Genomic DNA, 18460 nt, shown 5'->3' with positions numbered 1-18460 from the left:
GCGACTTGCTTTAAACAGGGGGCACCGTTGTCTGCCTGTTGAAGGAAGTCTTCATGGACTCATCCATTGCGATCCCTTCGCTTTCGAAACTGCGCCCGGAGGCCGAGCAGGCTCCTGCCAGCGGGATCGTCGATGTGGCGAATTATGGCCGGGGACGTCCGGGCATCATACCGCTTTGGGTTGGCGAGGGCGATCTGCCGACGCCGGCCTTCATTTGCGAAGCGGCAACGCGCTCGCTGGCAACAGGCGAGACTTTCTACACCTATCAGAGCGGCATTCCGGAGCTGCGCGAGGCACTCGCCCGCTATCACGAGCGGCTCTACGGAAAGGCTTCCGATCCGGAGCGCTTTTTCGTGAACTCGGGCGGCATGCCCGCCTTGCAGATCGCGATCCGCATGGTCGCCGGAACTGGCGATGAGGTGCTGGTCCCCACACCCGCGTGGCCCAATTTCGTCGGCGCGATAGTCATCGCGGGCGCGCAGGCCGTCGGAGTTCCCATGAATATCGACGCGCACGGTTGGAACATCGACCTCGAACGGCTCGAAAAGGCGGTTACGCCCCGCACCCGCGCCCTCGTCATCAACTCGCCCTCCAATCCGACCGGCTGGACGGCGAGCCATGACGATCTGAGCGCTTTGCTCGATATCGCGCGGCGGCACGGTCTCTGGATCATCGCGGACGAGATCTATGGCCGCTTCATTCACGACCCGACACTGACCGTCGGCGGACGTTCACCCTCGTTCCGGGATGTGATGACACCCGAGGACTGCGTCCTCTTCATCCAGACCTTTTCTAAGAATTGGGCCATGACGGGTTGGCGACTCGGCTGGCTCGAGGCTCCGCCCCCGCTTGGTCCCGTCATTGAAAATCTGATCCAGTACCAAACCTCCGGAACGCCGGTCTTCATCCAGCGCGCGGGCATCGCCGCGCTGGATGAGGGTGAGAGCTTCCTGGCCGATCAAATCGCGCGGGCCCGGGCCGGTCGGGCGATCGTGCAGCGCCTGACCGAGTCGGGTCTCGTCGAACTGCCGCCTCCGAGCGGAGCCTTCTATGCCTTTTTCAAGATCCGGGGAGCCAAGAACGCGAAGGACATCGCGATGCGGCTCATCGATGAAGCTAATGTGGGCCTTGCGCCGGGCTCCGCCTTTGGCGACGCGGGCGAGGGGTATTTGCGCCTGTGCTATCTCCGCAAGGCCGAGGACGTGGAAGAAGCGGTCCGCCGCATAGCCGAGGCCCTGCCACGGCTTGCCGCGTAAGGTCGAGGCACGGGGCGCATGCCCCACCCGCGTCGACACCGATTGACCTGAAAGCTTCAGGCGGTCATGGAGCGAAGAAGAGGGGGCTCCGCTATCCGGTCATGCGTCTGATCTTCGCTCATCTTGCTCAAATTCTGATTGCCGGTCTCGGCGGCCTGCTCTTTCAGGTTCTCGGCGTGCCTGCGGCCTGGCTCTCCGGCGCCGCCATTGCAATGACTTTATGGGGTCTGACGCGCTGGGCCGTGCCGATGCCCCGCGCGCTCGCCGACGCCGCGATGCTGATTTCCGGCGCGTCGATGGGCGCGGCCGTGACACCTGAGGCGATCGCCGCGATGGGCCGCTATCCGTCGAGCCTCATCCTCTTGATCGTCGCTGTCGTGGTGATCTCTTGCGCCTCCGTGCTCTGGCTGACGCGGGTCTCGGGGTGGCGCACGGACGATGCCGTGCTGGCCTCCGTGCCCGGTGCACTTTCCACGGTTCTCGCCATCGCCGTCGATCGCAAGGCGGAGGTCGCCTCCATCGCCATCGTCCAGAACGTCCGCCTGTTCGTGCTGATCGCGCTGTTGCCGAGCGCTGTCGTCATGGTGGGAGAGGGCGGAAACGGCGCTGCGCTGCTTGGTCAAGGATTGCCCGTGGAGACGCCCGCCGGCATGGCTTTCGTGTTTGGCGGCAGTCTGATTGTCGGGGCGCTCTTCAATCGGCTCAAAGTCGCTGCGCCCATCCTTCTCGGCGCGACGTTGGTCAGCACGGCCAGCCATGGCACGGAACTCGTGACGGGCGTCATTCCGCCGGTCATCGCCACCGGCGGACTTGTTCTCATCGGTATTTTCATCGCCGAACGCTTCCGTGACCTGCAGCGTTCGACCTTGAAGAAGACGCTTTTCGCCGCCCTCGGATCGCTGACCATCGGCATGGTGGTGGCGGTCGCGTTCGCGATCCTTGCGGCCTGGCTGGCGGGGGTGAGCTTCGCCAATGGTCTCGTCGCCTTCGCCCCGGGTGGTCTCGAGGCCATGACCGTTCTCGCCCTGATCTTGGGGCTCGACCCGCTTTACGTGGGCAGCCACCATCTCGTGCGCTTCCTCAGCATCGGACTTGTCGTGCCGTTCGTGGTGGCATGGCTGCAGAGAGATCGATGATCGGCTGACGAAAAAAGCGCGGCCTCGGCATCGGGGCGCATCAGCCAGCCGTGCTGGTTCGAGCCTCGAACCTCTGACAGCCTGCGATCATCTGTTGCGTAGCCGCTCCACGGCCTCCATGCGCGGCTTCGCGGTATCCCACAGGCGCTTCGTTACCGCTGAGACGAGCGCTTCGGTCAGGAGGAGAAGACCTGCCGAGGAATCCCAGTTCGAGGGCGCGGTGATGTGGGCGGGCAGGACATGGCGCGCCACCCGGGCGATGGGCGAGAGCCAGGGGTCGGTGAGGAGGACGATCGTTGCGCCCTGCTTTGCCCCGGTCTCGCACAGGGCGGTCACGTCCTCCTGATAACGACGGATGTCGAAGGCGACGATAACGTCCTTGCGGCCGATCTCGATCATCCGGTCGCGCCACAGGGCGGGCTGCCCTTCGATGAAATCGACGTGACTGCGGACGATTCGGAAGTGGCTTTCGGCGTAGCGCGCCACCGCGCCGGTGAAACGTCCACCGGTGAAATGGATGTTCCGTCGCGGATCACTCAGCAGGGTCACGACCGCATCGAATTCGGCCGGCGCGATGTTTTCCACCGTTGCTTTGAGATTGCCGATCACCGCGTTGGCGAACGAGGCGAGTGCCGAGGCACCTGGTCCTGTGTCGATCGGACCGGACTTGGCGAGCGGCGACAGAAGTTGCGCCTCCAACTCCTCGCGCAAATGCTTCTGGAAGTCCGGAAAACCGCTGAAACCGAGCCGGGTGACGAAACGCAAGGCCGAGGGCCCGGAGATTCCTGCCCGGGAGGCAAATCCTGCCACGGTGTCGAGACCGGCGAACGGATAATGGCTCAGAAGGAGATGGGCGGCGCGCTTCTCGCTCGGCGTGAACGAATCCATCTCGTGGCGGATGCGCTCCGCGAGACTCGGCTGGTCGGCAACGGGGGCAAGAGTTTCATCACGCATGTGAGATTGTTCGGTCCCCCTCCTTGACGCCTTCGAAAAGCTGTATCAGAAATTTCAAAATAGCAAAAACAAGAATGAACGTATCAATCGTTCAACGTAGGGAATGAGGCTCGCAATGACGAGCCAACGGAGGGCCGCATGACGCATGCGAGTCGTATGGATGCCGATGCCCGGTCTGCTGCGCAGGCCGGCGAGCCGGTCGCTCGCGTCGAGAATGCTCAGGGGCGCTCGCCTGTTCTGCTGATCTGCGAGCACGCTTCCAGGCATCTTCCATCTCGTTACGGCATGCTTGGCCTGGGGCCTGCTGAGCTCGAGAGCCACATCGCCTGGGATCCCGGCGCGTTGGGCGTTGCGCGCGGTTTGTCGCGCCTGCTCGATGCGCCTTTGGTTCACGCAACGGTGTCGCGCCTCGTGCTCGACCTCAACCGTGCTCCATCCGCGCCGGACTCGATCACGGCATTGAGCGAGCGCACCACCGTTCCCGGCAATCTCGACCTCGACCCGACAGAACGCGCCCGCCGCGTTGCGGAGGTTTATGAGCCGTTCCACCGCGCCGTGGATGAATTCGCCGAGGCGCGCAAGGCGGCGGGGCAGGTCACCGCGGTCGTCTCGATCCATTCCTTCACACCGGTTTACAAGGGCGTCCAGCGCCCCTGGGAGATCGGTCTGATCTTCGATGAGGACGCGCGCTACGCGCGCAATGTCGAGGCCGGCCTGAAGCGCGATCCCGCGCTCACCATCGGCATGAACGAACCCTATTCTCCGGCGGATCGGGTGTTCCACACCCTCGACCGCCATGCAGTGCGGCGCGGCCTCGTGCCCCTGATGATCGAAATCCGCAACGACCTGATTCGCACAGAAGACGGACAGGCGTCGTGGTCTAATCGTCTTGCGCCACTCTTGAGGGAGGGTGCGCAGACGCTGTGACGACGGCCATGGCGCGAGGTGTGCCGTGGCTCAGAGGGCAGACTTACTTCTTGGAGGAAGAGTCGATGTCAGTCGGACGGGGGAGCACGGGGGCGCAAGCCTCCGCCGGAGCGCAAGGCGCTGCCGGCATCACCTACACTAAAGTGGATGACAGTTATTTCGAGGCACGGCGTCTGAAACGTTACGCCCGCGTCTGGTCATTGTGGGCGCTCGGCGTCGGCGCGGTCGTTTCGGGCCACTATTCCGGATGGAATCTGGGCTTGGCGCAGGGCTACGGTTCGATGCTCTTCGCGACCATCATCATCGCGACGATGTATCTGGGCCTGACATTCTCGCTCGCCGAGATGTCGCCGGCGCTTCCGCACACGGGTGGCGCTTATTCTTTCGCACGCACCGCGATGGGTCCGTGGGCGGGCTACATCACCGGCATCGCCGAGAATATCGAATTCGTGCTGACACCGGCCGTGATCGTATTCTTCATCAGCTCGTATCTTTCGGCCATCTTCGGCACGGCGCCCGAATTCCAGCCGGTCTACTGGGTGTTGTCCTACGCCTTGTTCGTAGGTCTGAACATCGTCGGCGTCGAACTCTCGTTCAAAGTCACTGTGACCGTGACCGTGATGGCTCTCGCGGTTCTCGTCGCATTCTATCTGTCAGTCTTGTTCTCGGGTCAGCTCGACTTTTCCCGCTGGGCGCTGAACATCGGCGCTGATGGCGCGGAGCTGCCGAAGGGCGGCGGACCGTTCCTGCCTTTCGGCATCAAGGGCATTTTCATGACCATGCCGTTCGCGGTCTGGCTGTTCCTTGCCATCGAGCAGTTGCCGTTGGCGGCGGAAGAGTCGCACGATCCGCAGAATGATATGCCCAAGGGCATCATCGCAGGCATCATGACGCTCATCGTCTCGGCCTTTCTCGTGACCTTCCTGAACACGAGCATCGCGCCGGGTGCGGCGGGTCTTGCCAAATCGGGCGAGCCTCTGCTGGACGGCTTCCGCACCATCTTCGGTTCGGATATCGCGAAGATTCTTGCCGCCATCGCGGTGATCGGCCTCATCGCCTCGTTCCACACCATCATCTTCGCCTTCGGTCGGCAGATCTACTCGCTCTCGCGGGCGGGCTATTTCCCGAGGTTCCTGTCCATCACCCACGGCAGCCGTAAGACGCCGCACGTGGCGTTGATCGCAGGTGCCGTGATCGGTCTTGTGGTGATGCTGATCATCTGGTTCGCGGTCGGTGCCGAGGCCGGTGCGAACGTCATCGGCGGCACGCTGCTCAACATGGCGGTGGCGGGTGCGATGCTGGCTTACTTCATGCAGGGCATGTCCTACATCACCCTGAAGAAGAAGTTCCCGCACATCAACCGGCCCTACAAGAGCCCGTTCGGAAACGCGGGCGCGGTGGTCTGCATGATCATCGCGGCGATCACGCTCTACTTCCAGTTCACGGATCCCGTATTCCAGGTAGGGGTGCTCGGCGTTGCCGTCTACTACGCCGTGATGATGGCCTACTTCCTGATCTGGGGTCGCCACAAGCTCATTCTCTCCCCCGAGGAAGAGTTCGCCCTCACCAAAGGTGAGAGCGAATACAAGTCCCATTGACCGTTCCGGGAGCGCATTCGTGCGCTCCCTCCCTTCTTCATATCCGTTAGGTTTTCGGCATGAACGCCCCCACACTCCGTATGGACACTCCCAAGATCAAGACGGCAGCCGAGGCCGCGGCTTATGTGCGCAGCCGTGACCTGCCCTTCGTGAAAATCGGCGTCGTCGATGTCGACGGCGTCATGCGTGGCAAATACATGGCCCGCGACAAGTTCGAATCCGCCCTCCAAAGCGGCTTCGCCATGTGTGATGTCGTGCTCGGCTGGGACTCGAACGACCAGCTCTATGACAACACGACGCTCACCGGTTGGCACACCGCCTATCCCGATGCAGCCGCGCGCATTCTGCCGGAAACGATGCGTCTCATCCCCTTTGAGAATGACCTCCCGTTCTTCCTGGCCGAGTTCGACGGCTACGCGGAAGCAGCCTGCCCACGCGGTCTGCTGCGGCGCGTGTTGAAGAAGGCGGACGACATGGGCTTCGCCGTCTCGGCGGCAGCGGAATTCGAATTTTTCATGTTCGAGGAAACACCGCATTCGGTGCGCGAGAAGAACTATCGCGATCTGAAAAACCTTACGCCCGGCTTCTTCGGCTACTCGGTGCTGCGCTCCGGCGTACACTCGGAATTCTATCACGAGCTACTGGATCTCGGAACGCGAATGGATTTCGAGATCGAGGGTCTTCATACCGAGACCGGCCCTGGCGTTCTCGAAGCGGCGATCCGCGTCGACGAAGCTTTGAGGGCCGCCGACAAGGCCGCTCTGTTCAAGACCTACACCAAGATCCTCGCTCAGCGTCGCGGTTTGATGGCGACCTTCATGGCGAAGTGGTCGCGCGATTGGCCGGGCCAGTCGGGCCATCTGCATGCGTCGTTGAAGGACACTAAGACCGGCAAGGGCGCGTTCTACGATCCCAAGAAGCCGCACAACATGTCCGATACCATGCGCTGGTTCGTCGGCGGTCAGCAGCAGCTGATGCCGGAATTCCTGTCGATGGTTGCGTGCACGGTGAACAGCTATACGCGCCTCATCCCGGGCTATTGGGCACCGACCGATTCCGCCTGGGGCGTGGAAAACCGCACCACCGCGCTTCGCGTCATTCCGGGCTCCGAAAAGTCGCAGCGCGTCGAGTACCGCGTCGCCGCGGCGGACATCAATCCCTATATTGCGCTTGCCGCCGCCATCGGATCCGGCCTGTGGGGTATCGAGAACAAGGTCGATCCGGGTGAGCCGATTCAGGGCAACGCCTATGCCGTGAAACATCCGAAGAAGCGGGCGCTGCCGCGTTCGCTCGGCGAAGCGGCAGAACGTCTAAAAGCCTCGAAGCCGGCCCGTCAGCTCTTCGGCGACACCTTCGTTGACCATTACGCGGCGACGCGCGAATGGGAAGAAAGAGAGGCCCGCAAAGCCATCACCGACTGGCAGCTCGCCCGCTATTTCGAGATCATTTAACCGCTGCATCCGGGGAGGCGGCGATTGGCCTCCCCGGATTTTTTGAGGCATTTCAAGAGAAGAAAGCTATGGTCCCATCAGGGATCATAGTCGTTCAAGAGAGCATCATGGCCGAGACCGATATCGTCTGTATTTCCCCCATCGACGGGCGCGAACTTGTCCGTCGTCCCATCATGTCCGAGGCTGCCATCGACGCCGCGATCAAGGCAGCGCGCGAGGCGCAAGCCAAGTGGCGTCACGTGCCGCTTGCAGAACGCGCCGCCAAGGTGCTCGGCATGCTCGACGCGCTGGTCGCCATGAATCAGGAGGTGGTGCCGGAAATCGCTCAGCAGATGGGCCGCCCGGTCCGCTACGGCGGCGAATTCCGCGGGGTCGAGGAGCGCGCACGCTACATGGTGCGCATTGCGGAAGAGAGCCTCAAGGCGATTCCGGCAGACGATCCGAAGGAGGGCTTCCGCCGCATGATCAAGCGCGAGCCGGTCGGTCTCGTGCTGGTCGTGGCGCCTTGGAACTATCCGTATCTCACGGCCATCAACAGCATCGCGCCCGCGCTCATGGCCGGCAATGCGGTACTCTTGAAGCACGCCTCGCAGACGATCCTCGCGGGCGAGCGCTTCCAGATGGCAGCGGACCGCGCTGGTCTGCCGAAAGGTCTGTTCCAGACCTTCGTTCTCAGCCACGACCAGACGAGTCGCATCCTCGGCCAGGGCCTCGTCGATCACTGCAACTTCACTGGCTCGGTTTCCGGCGGTAAGTCCATCGAGCGTGCGGCGGCGGGTTCCTTCACCTCGCTCGGTCTCGAACTCGGCGGCAAGGATCCGGCCTATGTGCGGGCGGACGCCAATATCGAGAACGCCATCGAGAACCTTGTCGACGGCGCGTTCTTCAATTCGGGACAATGCTGCTGCGGCATCGAGCGCATCTATGTGCATGAGAGTCACTATGACCGCTTCGTCGAAGGCGCGGTCGATCTCGTGAACAAGTATGTGCTCGGCAACCCGCTCGATGAAGCCACGACCCTCGGCCCGATGGCGCATAAACGCTTCGCCGATCTCGTGCGCCAGCAAAATGCGGAAGCGGTGGCGAAGGGCGCAAAAGCCCATATCGACACGAAGCGTTTTGCCGCCGATGTCGGCAACACCGCCTACCTCGCACCGCAGGTACTGACCAACGTGGATCACTCCATGAGCGTCATGCGCGAAGAGAGCTTTGGGCCGACCGTCGGCATCATGAAGGTGAAGGGCGACGAAGAGGCGATCCGCCTCATGAACGACTCGCCCTACGGTCTCTCCGCCGCGATCTGGACCTCCGACATCGATGCGGCGGAAGCCATTGGTGACAAGCTCGAGACCGGCACCGTCTTCATGAATCGTTGCGACTATCTCGATCCCGCTCTCGCCTGGACCGGCGTGAAGGATACGGGCCGCGGCGCCAGCCTGTCGAAGCTTGCCTACGAATCTCTCACCCGTCCGAAATCCTTCCACCTCCGCCAGATCTGAGTGTGACTGACATGACCGTTTCTCCTCGTTCCAACTGGAGCTACCCTACCCCGATCCGCTTCGGCGCAGGCCGCATCTCGGAACTCGCCGAGGCCTGCAAGGCTGTCGGCATGAGCGCGCCGCTGATCGTCACCGACCCGTTCCTCGCGACGCAGCCGATGACGAAGAATGCGCTTGAAGCGCTGAAGGCCGCTGGTCTCAAGGCGGGCATTTTCTCCGACATCAAGCCGAACCCGGTTGAGACCAATGTCTATAAGGGCCTCGAGGCATTGAAGGCGGGCAATCACGATGGCGTCGTCGCCTTCGGCGGCGGCTCGGCGCTCGATGCTGGCAAGGTCATCGCCTTCATGAAGGGCCAGACGCGCCCCATGTGGGATTTCGAGGATATCGGCGATTGGTGGACCCGCGCGGACCCCAAGGGCATCGCGCCGATCATCGCCGTGCCGACGACCGCCGGCACGGGCTCGGAAGTCGGTCGCGCCGGCGTCATCACGCAGGAAGCGACGCACACCAAGAAGGTGATCTTCCATCCGCTCATGATGCCGAAGATCGTGATCTGCGATCCGGAGCTGACGGTCGGTATGCCCCCCCACATCACAGCGGGCACGGGCCTCGACGCGCTCGCGCACTGCATCGAAGCTTATTGCGCGCCGGGTTATCACCCAATGGCCGACGGCATCGCGGCGGAAGGCATCCGCCTCGTGAAGGAATACCTGCCGCGCGCTTACAAGGACGGCGCGGACATTGAGGCCCGCGCGCAGATGATGTCGGCCGCCGCCATGGGCGCCACCGCGTTCCAGAAGGGCCTGGGCGCGATCCACGCGCTCTCGCACCCGACCGGCGCGCTCTACGACACCCATCACGGCCTCACCAATGCGGTCTTCATGCCGTATGTGTTGGTTTATAACCGCGCGGCGATCGAGAAGAGGATCGAGCGTCTTGCAGCCTATATCGGCCTTGAGCCCTCGTTCCAGGCCTTCCTCGACTGGGTGCTGCAGCTGCGCAAGGATCTCGGCGTGCCGCACACTCTCGCTGGTCTGAAGGTCGACAACGCCCGCTTCGACGAAATGTCGGAGATGGCTCCCAACGATCCCACCGCCGGCGGCAACCCGGTGCCGATCAATAAGGAAAGCGCGCGCAAGCTCTTTGATAACGCGCTCGCTGGCGTCGTTTAACTACGCCATCTTTCATGCGAAAGCGGCGGGACCTGATCCCGCCGCTTTTTTGTTGCGAATGTTCCAGGGCGATCATCTACCCTGTCTGCAAACCCCACCACCCGTGCAGGCCGACATAAAGGCCGACCAGGATGATCAGTGCACCGGACAGATAGGGTGCACGCTGTGCGGCGGTGTTGAACCAGGACCAGCGCTCCGATGCGTGGCGGACGCTCAAGGCCGCAGCCGCGCCGACCGAGACCAGGGTGATCGCAAGTCCGATGCTGAAGCACAGCACCAGCGTCGCGCCGAGAGTGATTTCCTTCAGTTGCAGACAGATCAAAAGAATCGTGATCGCGGCGGGGCAGGGGATGAGGCCGCCGGTCAGGCCGAAAAGAACGATCTGCCAGGTCGTCACGCTGCGGCCTGAGAAACGGCGGCGGATGTCGTTGGCGTGGGCCAGCTCGTGCGCGTCCTGGTAGCCGTCGGTCGTCAGTTCCAGCCCCTCGACTTCCTCATGCATCGGATCATGGCCGTGTCCCTCCACGAAAGACACGTCGTAGTCATGCGAATGATCGCCATGTGAAAGCTTCACCCGCGCCATGAATTCGTGCGGCTCCGCAATTTCCTGAACGGATTCGAGATAACCGTTGCGCTGCGCGAAGGCGAAGGTTTGGCGTTGGCCATCGGGGCGCTCGATTTCCAACGTCACATTCGCCGCAGACCATGCGTGACCGCTTAGCGGCCGAATGCGCCAGCGCGGCGGTACGCCTTTCTCGAAAATTTCGAGCGCAAGAACGCCGTGCCCTGTGTCGACATGCCGGATGTCATCGTGGTGATGATGGTCATGCGTGTGGCCGTGATCATGATGATGGTGGCCGTCCATGGCGTCAGCGAATTTCCGGTCCCGCCTCGTCCGCCAGATCATCCAAAGCGCGATGCCGATGATAAAGAAAGCCGACGCGAGCTGGAAATAGGGCTCCGTTGTTTCCGCGTTCATGTCGCGCCAGAGATACATGCCGCCGAGCGCGATGCCCCAGACGACCAGCGTATGGGAGACCGTCGCCGCGAGCCCGAGCAGAACCGCCTGCCAGACCGTGCCCCGGACGGCAACGATGAAGGCCGCCATCAGGGTCTTGGAATGGCCCGGCTCCAAACCGTGAAGAGCACCCAGCGCGATGGCGCTTGGGATGAACAGCCAGGCATGGGCGGTGCCCTGCTGAAGCAGTTCGGCAAAGGATGGCATCGGTCCAAGCCTCTCTAAAGATATTTGGTAATGGCCTTGAACTCGTCGATCGATTGGCGCTGGTGTCGCGGCAATTGGCCGATTGTGCTTTCAAGGCAATGGTCCAGGTGATCCTGAATCAGCGTCTTTTTAGCCTGCCCGATCGCCTTCTCGACCGCATGGAGCTGTTGCGCGACGTCGAGGCAGGGGCGGCCTGATTCAATCATCTCGACGACGCTGCGAAGATGGCCTTCCGCCCGCTTCAACCGCTTGGCGATTTCGGGATGGCTTTGGTGTGTGTGGCTGTCAGACATTGCATGATCCTATCCCCCTGGAGGGGATAATCAAACGTGCGAGCGGCATCCTTCGTGCAACCTGAACAGTGGGAGGCGCCATGCCGTCACGAAGGGGGCGAAGGAAAGGGGGGCGGACTGCGAGGGAGAGGAAGGCGGGCAGTATGAATTGCGACGAAGCGGTTCAGAGCCCTATTGGCGGCCGAAAGAAATCACCGCTGCAATCTGCCGACGATGAACGGCGTCAGCGTGACATTGCTCGAAGCAGACTTGATGAAATTCGCCATACCGGCCTCCCGTCCCCACGATTCCCTGGGGTCGTGCGATGGGACGGGAAGCAGCGGTTGAGCGATGCTTTTGCCTTAGAGCGGGTTCCGCTGAAGAGGAATCGGTTCTGCGCGAGGCAAATGCAGTGTCTAGCGGACCGTCGCGCGCAACGGCTGCAGCACCTCGGCCCAGCGATGCAACTCGTCGAGCATCGTCTTCGCGGAGGTGCGGTGGATTTCTTCCGCCTTGAAGTTCTTGTCCTCGTCGAGCTGGCCGAACACCATCGGAAGCGGCACAGCTTCGGGAATTGCCATCATCTTGAGGGTGCTGACCAGGGGCTTGGCGGCCTGAACCGCGCGAAGGCCGCCGGAAATTCCGCCATAGCTGACGAAGCCCACGGGAGCATAATTCCATTCGAGGACGAGGTAGTTCAGCGCGTTCACCAGCGACGGCGGCGGACCGTAATTATATTCCGGCGTCACGAACACGAAGGCGTCAGCCGACTTCACGCTATTGGACCAGGCCTTGGTGTGGTCCTTGGTGTATTTCTGAGCTCGGGGATGCGCGGGCTCATCGAGGATCGGCAGGTTGAAATCCGCAAGGTCCACCAAAACCGGCTCGAACTCGCCGTGCTCGCCAACATACTCGTTGAACCACTTGGCGATGCCGGGGCCGATGCGGCCGGGGCGCGTGCTGGCGATGACGGTGTGAAGCTTGAGCGACATCGTGTCTCCTGAATTCGCTGAATTTGCATTGGGGCGGACCAGCAATTAAGTTCCGCTTTGTAACCGAGGCTCATTAGGTAACTTTCGGGTCGAGCCGCAAGGAGGCACTTTCTTGTCACCCAGTCACATCCATGTGCCTCACCATTGCCGAACCGTGACGGAAATTCTGTCGCGCGTCGGTGACAAGTGGAGCGTTCAGGTCGTCGTGCAGCTCGGCAACGGACCCAAGCGATTCAACGAATTGCGCCGCATCGTCGAGGGTATTTCGCAACGGATGCTCACTCTCACCTTGCGGGGCTTGGAGCGCGACGGCCTCGTGACGCGCACCGTCTACCCGACCATTCCGCCGCGCGTCGATTACGCACTCACAGGGCTGGGTTGCTCTCTGCTCAAGACTGTGCGGGAGCTTGGGGTCTGGGCGATCGAGAACCGCGATGAGATTCTGGAAGCGCGCCGCCGTTTCGACGGGGCGAATTTGCCCGAAATCGGCCAGGACGAAAGGCGCTCGGACGCAGCCTGAGGCTTAAGGCCACACCCTACGCGGCAAGCCGCTGCTCGAGGACTTCCCAGAGGGCCCGATCGCGGAAGTTGTCGACGGGGCGATCGGCGCCGACATTCAGCATCTCCTCGGCGGAAAGCCCGGTCAGGATTCCGAAGGAGAATAAACCTGCGCCCTTCGCAGCCTTCATGCCGGAGGGGGAATCCTCAAACGCGATGGCTTCTTCAGCGCGGATGCCGAACCGCTCCAGCGCCGTCAGGTAGGGCAGCGGATCGGGCTTGCCGCGCTCGACCTGGTCGATGGTGACCTTGACCTGAAACCGCTCGGTCAGGTTCAGCACATCCAGCATATGGGTAGCGTTGAGAAGCGGGGCGTTGGTGACGAGGCCAAGTTTGATGTCGCGCGCCTCTGCCCAATCGAGCAAGTCGATCAGACCTTCCAAAGGTTCGAGATCCAACGCGAGGCGACGGAACGCGGCTTCCTTGCGATCCGCGTAGGCCTCGTGCTCCGCGACAGGCAGATGCGGCAGGAGCGAGGCGAAGATCGACTCGTTAGTGTGGCCGATGATGGAGGAACGATAAAGCTCGTCAGTGATCTCGATGCCCTCCGGCCCGAGGATTTCGGCGAAGGCGCGCAGGTGAACGGGATCGCTGTGAACCAGCGTTCCGTCCATGTCGAAGATCAAGGCTTTCAGCATCGTACCGTCTCGAAGGAAGCGCAGCTATTCGCCGCGCGTGACCGCGCCTTATGTCTGAAGCACAAGGACCCTGAGCGTCAAACGGAGTCTACGCCGCTCCGTTCAACCCAGCCATGCGCATCGCCGCGTGTTAAGCGCCCGGGATGATGGCGACGCCGCGATGCGTCTCGAACGTCACGTTGACCGATGTGCCCGGCTCGATAGGCTCCTTGCGGCCGTATTGAACCACAAAGAGATCGCCCGTGGCAGTTTCCACGTCGTATTCAATCTGCGTGCCGAGATAGGAGGCCTTCTTCACACGTCCGGCGATGGCGGAGCCGTGAGAGGCTCCCTCACCAAGAAGAATGGCGTCCGGGCGCACGGCAAGCTTGACCGCGCCGGGTTTAGCGCCGCGATGGGGCAGGCGAACGCTCAAGCCGTCGATCTTCACATCCGCGCTCGCGCCCTCGACCCCGGTCAGGGTACCGGCGAGGATGTTCGCATCGCCGATGAAGTCGGCCACGAACAGATCCGCCGGCTCCTCATAGAGTTCGCGCGGCGTGCCGGTCTGGGCGATGCGGGCGTTCGACATGACGATGATGCGATCGGAGACGGCAAGCGCCTCCTCTTGGTCGTGCGTCACATAGGCGACGGTCAGGTTGAGGCTCTGCTGCAATTCGCGGATGTCTTCACGCACGCGGCGGCGCAGCTTGGCGTCGAGGTTCGAGAGGGGCTCGTCGAACAGCAGCACCTGGGGTTCCAGAACGAGAGCGCGGGCGACCGCGACGCGCTGCTGCTGGCCACCGGAGAGCTCGGACGGGGCGCGCCGTTCAAGCCCGCTCAAGCCCACGAGGGAGAGCTTCTCCACAGCCATCGCTTCCGCGTCCTTCCGCGACGCGCCCTGAACGGACGGCCCGTAGGCCACGTTCTCCAGCACCGACATGTGCGGGAAGAGCGCGTAGGACTGAAACACCATGCTGACGTCGCGATCCGCGGCGGACAGGTTTGTCACGTCGCGGCCGCCGATCAGGATCTGACCTGCGCTTGCCATTTCGAGGCCCGCGATCATGCGTAGCGTCGTGGTTTTGCCGCAACCCGAAGGGCCGAGCAGCGTCACCAGCTGACCGGCATCAATGGTGAAGGACACGCTGTCCACGGCAGTGACGCCGCCATAGTTCTTGGTCACGTTGCGGAATTCGACCGAGGCAGCCTGTTTCTTGGATGCGCCGGGGCGGGTGAGGGTGGACACGGTGTTCATCTGGTTCATGGCGTGGCCTGGACGGCGACAGGGGAGGTATGGGCGCTAGCGCTGCGGCGGCCGAGGCGCCGCTCGCCGACGGCAAGCTGGATCGCGACGATGGCGATCAGCATGACGAAGATAAGCGCGGTGGAATAGGCAATCGCGAGACCGAACTCACCCGCCTCGACACGGCCGACGATATAGGTCGTCGCCATGTTGTACTCGGCGGTCACGAGGAAGATCACGGCGCTGACCGCGGTCATCGCACGCACGAAGGAATAAACCAGCGAGGCGACGATGGCGGGGCGAAGGAGCGGCAGAACGATTCGGCGCATCGTGGTGAAGGAACGTGCGCCGAGGGTGAGTGAGGCCTCGTCGAGGCTCTTGTCGATCTGGCTCAACGTGGCGATGCCCGAGCGCACACCGACAGGCATGTTGCGGAACACGAAGCACATCACCAGGACAAAGCCGGTGCCGGTGATCTCGATGGGCGGCACGTTGAAGGCGAGGATGTACGACACGCCTACCACGGTGCCGGGGATGGCGAAGCTGAGCAGCGTACCGAACTCGAAGGCGCGCTGGCCGGAGAAGCGCTGGCGCGTCAGGAGGTAAGCCGTCAGCAGGCCGATGGCGGCGGTGAGCGGCGCCGAAAGGGCCGCCACCTTCACCGTGGCGAAGAACGAGTTCCAGGCCGAGCCGGAGAAGTAGAGGCCCCAATCGGCCTGCTCGATGCGAAAGGCGGTGATGTAGTGATCGAGGGTCGGCGTGTAGTCGCGGCCCATGGAGCGCACGAAGCCGCCGATCACGATGATCGCATAGACCGCGACGGTGAACAGCGCCCACGGGATCGCGGTGAGGTAGGACGCGGCGGCGACACGACGGGGCAAGGGCAGGGGAATGCCTGCGTCGCCCTTGCCGGTGACGGTGGTGTAGACCTTCTTGCCGAGCCAGGCGTGCTGCAGCCAGAACGCGCCGAGCGTGAAGGCGAGAAGGATGATGGAGAGCACGGCCGCTCGTCCTTGATCCTGCTGTGCACCGACGACGGCGAAGAAGATCTTGGTCGACAGCACTTCATAGTTGCCGCCGAGCACGAGAGGATTGCCGAAATCCGCCAAACTTTCCACGAAACCGAGGAGGAAGGCGTTGGCGAGACCGGGACGCATCAATGGCAGCGTCACGGTGAGAAAAGTCGTCCAGCTTTTGGCGCGAAGCGTCTGCGAGGCTTCTTCCAGGGTTGGGCTGATGCCCTGCACGACGCCGATGAGAACGAGGAAGGCAATCGGCGTGAAGGCGAGAAGCTGTGCGATGAAGACGCCCGGCAACCCATAGATCCAGCGCGAGCGTGGAACGCCAAACCATTCATAGAGGGCAGCGGAAAGCGCGCCGGAGCGGCCGAAAAGCAGGATCAGCGCAAGGCCGATCACGAAGGGCGGCGTGATGATGGGCAGAACGCTCATCACGCGCAGGAGCTTTTTGTATTTGAAGCCGGTGCGGGTTGCGATCAGTGCAAAGGCGAGACCGAGAAGCGTCGTTCCGAAGGCAACGAGAACGCCAAGGAACAGCGTGTTCCACGCGACGCCGCAACGCAGGTCGCTCGTGACGCAATCCAACCCCCAAATCGACCGATCCATGAATTTCGTCACGAATTCGAGCGGCGCGAAGTTGCCCTTGTTATCGGCGAATGCGCTTCCGAGAATGGTGCTGACGGGGAAGAAGACGAAGACGATGATGAGCGCCATCACGACGCCGATGGACGATGTCACGAAAGCATCGCCGCGGCACCAGCCGCGCGCCGCGAGGCCGTGGCAGAGAACGATGAGAAACGCGCTCGATGTCAAGGCCGCGCCGTAGCCCATGCCGGCCTGGTGCGGCCCCGGCTCTCCGAACAGCGACTTCAGAATATCCAACGTCCACCCGTTGAGGCCGATGGTGAAGCCCTGCAACAACACAAGAGCCAGGCCGAGAACGCCGGAGGCGACGAGCCAGTCGCTGTCGGAATGACGCGAGGAGGCGAAGGTCGGTCGCAGCGCCATGAGCAGCGGCGCGATGATCGGCAGGAGCCACCAGGCGCCGCCCCTCAACCCGAGCACAAGTCCCGATCCTCCTACAACATAGTCGCTGAAAGAGGGAATAGCGGCGCTATCGAAGCCGTACCAGGGGAGGAGGGCGTACCCGATCCAACCCAAGACGACCCAGCCGAGTGTGGCTCGTGACATGTCTATTCTCACGTGAGAGCCAGAGCGGGTCTTCAAAGCTGAGCCCGTTCTGGCGGGAACCTTGTAATGAAGCCTTCTTCAGGGAGCTGAGGCTCGCCGGATGAGGCTCGTCGTGATCGATACAAAGTGAACGGCGAACCGGATCGGAACCCGGTTCGCCGAAACAATGCAGTCGGGCCGACTATTTCGGCAGGTTCTTTACTTCGTTGTCCCACTTGGACAGCAGGCGCTTCCGCTCGTCGGACGAGCCGTACTTTGCGAAGTCGAAGTTGATCAGCTTGATGTCGGCGAGCTTCGGCGCTTCCGGCGGAACCGGCGTCGCCTTGTTGGACGGCACCTGGTACGACTTGGTTTCAGCGCCGATCTTCTGCGCTGCGGGCGTCAGTGCCCAGTCGTAGAACTTCTTCGCGTTGTCGAGGTTCTTGGCGCCCTTGATGAGCGACATGGAGCCGATCTCGTAACCAGTGCCTTCGCACGGGGCGACGACCTTGATCGGGGCCTTGTCGACGACCATCGTCACGATGTCGTGCATGAAGGCAATACCGACCGTGGTTTCGCCCAGCGCCATGGCCTTGGCCGGCGCCGCGCCCGATTTGGTGTACTGGTTGATGTTCTTGTGCACCGCCTTGAGGTAGTCGAAGCCCTTCTCCTCGCCCATCAACTGAATGATGGTGGCAAGCAGCGTATAGGCCGTGCCGGACGAGTTCGGATCGGCGACCTGCACCTCATCCTTCAGCTTGGTCGTGAGAAGGTCGGCCCAGCATTTGGGTTCCGGAATACCCTTCGACTTCACGAGTTCCGTATTGTAGCCGAAGCCCAGCGCGCCCGAGTAGATGCCGACTGTCTTGCCTTTGGACTGCTCCCACTGGCGCACGGCCCAATCCTGCAACTCGCCCATCTTCGGCGACTTGTATTCGACCGTCAGGCCTTCTTCGGCCGCCTGCATGTGCGGATCGCCGGTGCCACCCCACCAGATGTCGGCGCGGGGGTTGGCTGCCTCGGCCTTCACCTGGGCGTAGACCTCGCCGGCGCTCTTGCGGGTCATCGAGACCTTGATGCCGGTCTCGCGCTCGAAGGCGTTGACCATGCCGCGGCACCATTCTTCCTGCACGCCGCAATATACAACGAGCGCGCCCTGCGCCTGCGCCGCTCCAGCGGACAGGAACGAGAAGGCGCTCACGGCGCCCGCCAACATCGTGGCGGCAACAAAGTTCGTGCGAAGTTTCATGCGTATCCTCCCAGTGCACATTATGAAGTTTCTTTTGTTTGGTCGGCTAAGCTCTATCCATTGCGCCCGCCGGTCAAGAGATTTGCGAAAATTTCGGATTTTGACCTGAAAATAAA

At 62.4% G+C, this 18460-nt stretch carries 16 protein-coding genes; 8 read left to right on the top strand and 8 right to left on the bottom strand.

Going from position 1 to position 18460, the window contains the following annotated elements; all coding sequences use genetic code 11:
- Positions 1 to 53: 53 nt before the first annotated feature.
- On the top strand, positions 54 to 1256 hold the full coding sequence (locus tag I2H38_RS16890) for a pyridoxal phosphate-dependent aminotransferase (protein WP_196273031.1): 1203 nt from the start codon (positions 54 to 56) through the stop codon (positions 1254 to 1256).
- Between the two features lie 101 nt (positions 1257 to 1357).
- Entirely contained in the window at positions 1358 to 2392 is a 1035-nt protein-coding gene (locus I2H38_RS16885) for an AbrB family transcriptional regulator (RefSeq protein WP_196273030.1), read from the top strand.
- An 87-nt stretch (positions 2393 to 2479) separates the two neighbouring features.
- Here I2H38_RS16885 and I2H38_RS16880 read toward each other — a convergent pair whose 3' ends face one another.
- Complete coding sequence (locus I2H38_RS16880) at positions 2480 to 3346, bottom strand: MurR/RpiR family transcriptional regulator (RefSeq protein ID WP_196273029.1); 867 nt, start codon at positions 3344 to 3346, stop codon at positions 2480 to 2482.
- Positions 3347 to 3502: 156 nt separating this feature from the next.
- On the opposite strand from I2H38_RS16880, the gene I2H38_RS16875 reads away from it, so the two are divergent.
- From I2H38_RS16875 to I2H38_RS16855, 5 genes are all read left to right on the top strand, one after another.
- On the top strand, positions 3503 to 4273 hold the full coding sequence (locus I2H38_RS16875; RefSeq protein ID WP_407664099.1) for an N-formylglutamate amidohydrolase: 771 nt from the start codon (positions 3503 to 3505) through the stop codon (positions 4271 to 4273).
- A gap of 65 nt (positions 4274 to 4338) precedes the next feature.
- Entirely contained in the window at positions 4339 to 5871 is a 1533-nt protein-coding gene (locus I2H38_RS16870) for an amino acid permease (RefSeq protein WP_196273027.1), read from the top strand.
- A 59-nt stretch (positions 5872 to 5930) separates the two neighbouring features.
- Positions 5931 to 7322, top strand: a complete 1392-nt coding sequence (locus I2H38_RS16865) for a glutamine synthetase family protein (RefSeq protein WP_229426757.1) — start codon at positions 5931 to 5933, stop codon at positions 7320 to 7322.
- A 107-nt stretch (positions 7323 to 7429) separates the two neighbouring features.
- Entirely contained in the window at positions 7430 to 8821 is a 1392-nt protein-coding gene (locus tag I2H38_RS16860) for an aldehyde dehydrogenase family protein (RefSeq protein ID WP_196273026.1), read from the top strand.
- Positions 8822 to 8832: 11 nt separating this feature from the next.
- On the top strand, positions 8833 to 9996 hold the full coding sequence (locus tag I2H38_RS16855; RefSeq protein ID WP_196273025.1) for an iron-containing alcohol dehydrogenase: 1164 nt from the start codon (positions 8833 to 8835) through the stop codon (positions 9994 to 9996).
- Between the two features lie 76 nt (positions 9997 to 10072).
- Here I2H38_RS16855 and I2H38_RS16850 read toward each other — a convergent pair whose 3' ends face one another.
- From I2H38_RS16850 to I2H38_RS16840, 3 genes are all read right to left on the bottom strand, one after another.
- Positions 10073 to 11221: a nickel/cobalt efflux transporter gene (locus tag I2H38_RS16850; protein ID WP_196273024.1), complete on the bottom strand. Its 1149-nt coding sequence runs from the start codon at positions 11219 to 11221 to the stop codon at positions 10073 to 10075.
- Between the two features lie 14 nt (positions 11222 to 11235).
- On the bottom strand, positions 11236 to 11514 hold the full coding sequence (locus tag I2H38_RS16845) for a metal-sensing transcriptional repressor (RefSeq protein ID WP_196273023.1): 279 nt from the start codon (positions 11512 to 11514) through the stop codon (positions 11236 to 11238).
- A 395-nt stretch (positions 11515 to 11909) separates the two neighbouring features.
- Positions 11910 to 12485, bottom strand: coding sequence for an NADPH-dependent FMN reductase (locus I2H38_RS16840; RefSeq protein WP_196273022.1), 576 nt, complete (start codon positions 12483 to 12485; stop codon positions 11910 to 11912).
- A 112-nt stretch (positions 12486 to 12597) separates the two neighbouring features.
- Between I2H38_RS16840 and I2H38_RS16835 the strand changes: the two genes are divergently transcribed.
- Positions 12598 to 13005 (top strand): winged helix-turn-helix transcriptional regulator, encoded by a 408-nt coding sequence (locus tag I2H38_RS16835; protein ID WP_196273021.1) that lies wholly within the window; start codon positions 12598 to 12600, stop codon positions 13003 to 13005.
- A 16-nt stretch (positions 13006 to 13021) separates the two neighbouring features.
- On the opposite strand, the gene I2H38_RS16830 is transcribed toward I2H38_RS16835, so the two are convergent.
- The 4 genes from I2H38_RS16830 to I2H38_RS16815 form a co-directional block, all read right to left on the bottom strand.
- Entirely contained in the window at positions 13022 to 13681 is a 660-nt protein-coding gene (locus tag I2H38_RS16830) for an HAD family hydrolase (RefSeq protein WP_196273020.1), read from the bottom strand.
- Positions 13682 to 13811: 130 nt separating this feature from the next.
- Complete coding sequence (locus I2H38_RS16825) at positions 13812 to 14918, bottom strand: ABC transporter ATP-binding protein (RefSeq protein WP_196273078.1); 1107 nt, start codon at positions 14916 to 14918, stop codon at positions 13812 to 13814.
- Positions 14919 to 14923: 5 nt separating this feature from the next.
- A complete protein-coding gene (locus I2H38_RS16820) occupies positions 14924 to 17116 on the bottom strand; it encodes an ABC transporter permease (protein ID WP_196273019.1) in 2193 nt (730 codons plus the stop codon).
- Positions 17117 to 17297: 181 nt separating this feature from the next.
- Complete coding sequence (locus tag I2H38_RS16815) at positions 17298 to 18344, bottom strand: ABC transporter substrate-binding protein (RefSeq protein WP_196273018.1); 1047 nt, start codon at positions 18342 to 18344, stop codon at positions 17298 to 17300.
- Positions 18345 to 18460: the final 116 nt, after the last annotated feature.

The sequence above is a fragment of the Microvirga alba genome (genome assembly GCF_015694465.1).
GTDB lineage: Bacteria > Pseudomonadota > Alphaproteobacteria > Rhizobiales > Beijerinckiaceae > Microvirga > Microvirga alba.
This window is presented reverse-complemented; position numbering and strand designations above follow the sequence as displayed.

Excerpts from the sequence above, each read along its gene's own strand:
- I2H38_RS16890 (WP_196273031.1), top strand. The coding sequence starts at position 54 with ATGGACTCATCCATTGCGATCCCTTCGCTTTCGAAACTGCGCCCGGAG.
- I2H38_RS16885 (WP_196273030.1), top strand. The coding sequence starts at position 1,358 with ATGCGTCTGATCTTCGCTCATCTTGCTCAAATTCTGATTGCCGGTCTC.
- I2H38_RS16880 (WP_196273029.1), bottom strand. The coding sequence starts at position 3,346 with ATGCGTGATGAAACTCTTGCCCCCGTTGCCGACCAGCCGAGTCTCGCG.
- I2H38_RS16875 (WP_407664099.1), top strand. The coding sequence starts at position 3,503 with ATGGATGCCGATGCCCGGTCTGCTGCGCAGGCCGGCGAGCCGGTCGCT.
- I2H38_RS16870 (WP_196273027.1), top strand. The coding sequence starts at position 4,339 with ATGTCAGTCGGACGGGGGAGCACGGGGGCGCAAGCCTCCGCCGGAGCG.
- I2H38_RS16865 (WP_229426757.1), top strand. The coding sequence starts at position 5,931 with ATGAACGCCCCCACACTCCGTATGGACACTCCCAAGATCAAGACGGCA.
- I2H38_RS16860 (WP_196273026.1), top strand. The coding sequence starts at position 7,430 with ATGGCCGAGACCGATATCGTCTGTATTTCCCCCATCGACGGGCGCGAA.
- I2H38_RS16855 (WP_196273025.1), top strand. The coding sequence starts at position 8,833 with ATGACCGTTTCTCCTCGTTCCAACTGGAGCTACCCTACCCCGATCCGC.
- I2H38_RS16850 (WP_196273024.1), bottom strand. The coding sequence starts at position 11,221 with ATGCCATCCTTTGCCGAACTGCTTCAGCAGGGCACCGCCCATGCCTGG.
- I2H38_RS16845 (WP_196273023.1), bottom strand. The coding sequence starts at position 11,514 with ATGTCTGACAGCCACACACACCAAAGCCATCCCGAAATCGCCAAGCGG.
- I2H38_RS16840 (WP_196273022.1), bottom strand. The coding sequence starts at position 12,485 with ATGTCGCTCAAGCTTCACACCGTCATCGCCAGCACGCGCCCCGGCCGC.
- I2H38_RS16830 (WP_196273020.1), bottom strand. The coding sequence starts at position 13,681 with ATGCTGAAAGCCTTGATCTTCGACATGGACGGAACGCTGGTTCACAGC.
- I2H38_RS16825 (WP_196273078.1), bottom strand. The coding sequence starts at position 14,918 with ATGAACACCGTGTCCACCCTCACCCGCCCCGGCGCATCCAAGAAACAG.
- I2H38_RS16820 (WP_196273019.1), bottom strand. The coding sequence starts at position 17,116 with ATGTCACGAGCCACACTCGGCTGGGTCGTCTTGGGTTGGATCGGGTAC.
- I2H38_RS16815 (WP_196273018.1), bottom strand. The coding sequence starts at position 18,344 with ATGAAACTTCGCACGAACTTTGTTGCCGCCACGATGTTGGCGGGCGCC.